Annotated in this window: 2 protein-coding genes; both read right to left on the minus strand. The window is 32.8% G+C overall.

The genetic code is table 11. The annotated features are described in order from the left end of the window. Positions 1–339 precede the first annotated feature (339 nt). Positions 340–846: a hypothetical protein gene (locus tag FYJ80_RS11570; RefSeq protein ID WP_154427052.1), complete on the minus strand. Its 507-nt coding sequence runs from the start codon at positions 844–846 to the stop codon at positions 340–342. Positions 847–1,183: 337 nt separating this feature from the next. Beyond that, positions 1,184–1,510 (minus strand): hypothetical protein (locus FYJ80_RS11575; RefSeq protein WP_206361095.1); only part of this gene is annotated, 327 nt, incomplete at its 5' end.

Here is a 1,510-nt window from a genome sequence, read left to right on the forward strand (position 1 = left end):
CAATTGTTACAACCTCATGTTTTGTATGTTTATTTTTCCCAAAAAGTACAATTACTGATATTTATCGCATAAATACATAATGGCAACAGCCGTAAAATAATCACTCGTAGAGTGAAAAGAGTTTTAAAGAGTTTACTCTTTAGCACGCGATGAAAGAATTTCAGAGGCACGTCGATAACAGTATTAATATTGAGGAACGAAAATATTAATGCTGGCAATCGGTAACGTGCCTTTATTTTTGCCTTACATTTAGTGATATATACTTTAGACTGCAAATAGACTGCAAATAGACTGCACTAAATAAAAGGAAACAAAAAATCACTCAAAATTAGTAATCATTTAATCATTTTCATTTAAAACTATTCCAATCTCATCCCAATACTTCGCAATTGAATCTTTAGATACAACATCACCAATAGCTTTCCGCAATTCACTTTTTGGGTAACGTGCTTTAATAATTTCTATTTTTTCTTCAACAGATAATATTTTTATCGCATCAAATAATATTTTTTTCGTTTTAATTGAACGCTGCATATTAGATGATATTTTTTTAACCTTTGGATTATGTATTAGTACCTTTACGGATTTTTTAATTGGTACAGACTTAATCGTACAGTCTCGATTAATATTTTCTTTTTCAATTTTCATTTTAATTGGTACGGACTTAACCGTACGTTCTCGAATAACATTTTCTTTTTCAAGTCTCATTTTAATTGCTCGCTTAACCCAAGCAGCAAAAGGAACATCTCCTCTAACAGCATCAACAAGTGCAAGTAAGTCTTTCTCCATACGCATATCTTTACGCACCGACGTTGCAGTTTCATTTGCTCGTTTATTATTTTTCACTGTACGGACTCCAAACAAATATAAAAATGACAAGTGCGGACAATGTAGCACAAAAAATGATCGCTTTCATAAAGAAACATCACATTTTTATAGATTTATTTTAAATCTAAAACAGGGGTAAACACGTAAAAATAGATTTATTTTAAATCTACCTCACATACAAAAATACCGCCTCAAATTGGGCGGTATTTAACAGTTAATCTATTTATGCGTACTAGCAGTACTTAATAGCTGGTAAGTATCAAGAAAAGTATGGGGTAATGATTTACTTCTTTTAGGCATTCCCTTTCATGATATTTCCAACCTTTACTTATATTAAGAAGGTTTGCACATATCCTTATTTATTAAAGCACTTTTTTCCGACTAGATTTTTATTAGTTAGAGACCAGACACCATGCTGCTCAAGCAATTCTACGTCATAGACAAGAGAAGGAAAATTGTTTGCATCATCGTTATCATAATCCAACCCTCTCAACTTGAGTAATCCATCATTAAAACCAAGAATTTCATTTACTGTTCTCAACCCTGTATTAAAAAAGTAATCCGTTCTACGGACAAAGAGTACTCCCCAATGACTTTGTACAACTTCACACATTGCAGTACCCCAACAACCGGAACCACCGCCATGCCCAATGTCACCTTCCCAAAGAGTAAGATACCTCGT

Source organism: Bullifex porci (assembly GCF_009695635.1).
GTDB lineage: Bacteria > Spirochaetota > Spirochaetia > Sphaerochaetales > Sphaerochaetaceae > Bullifex > Bullifex porci.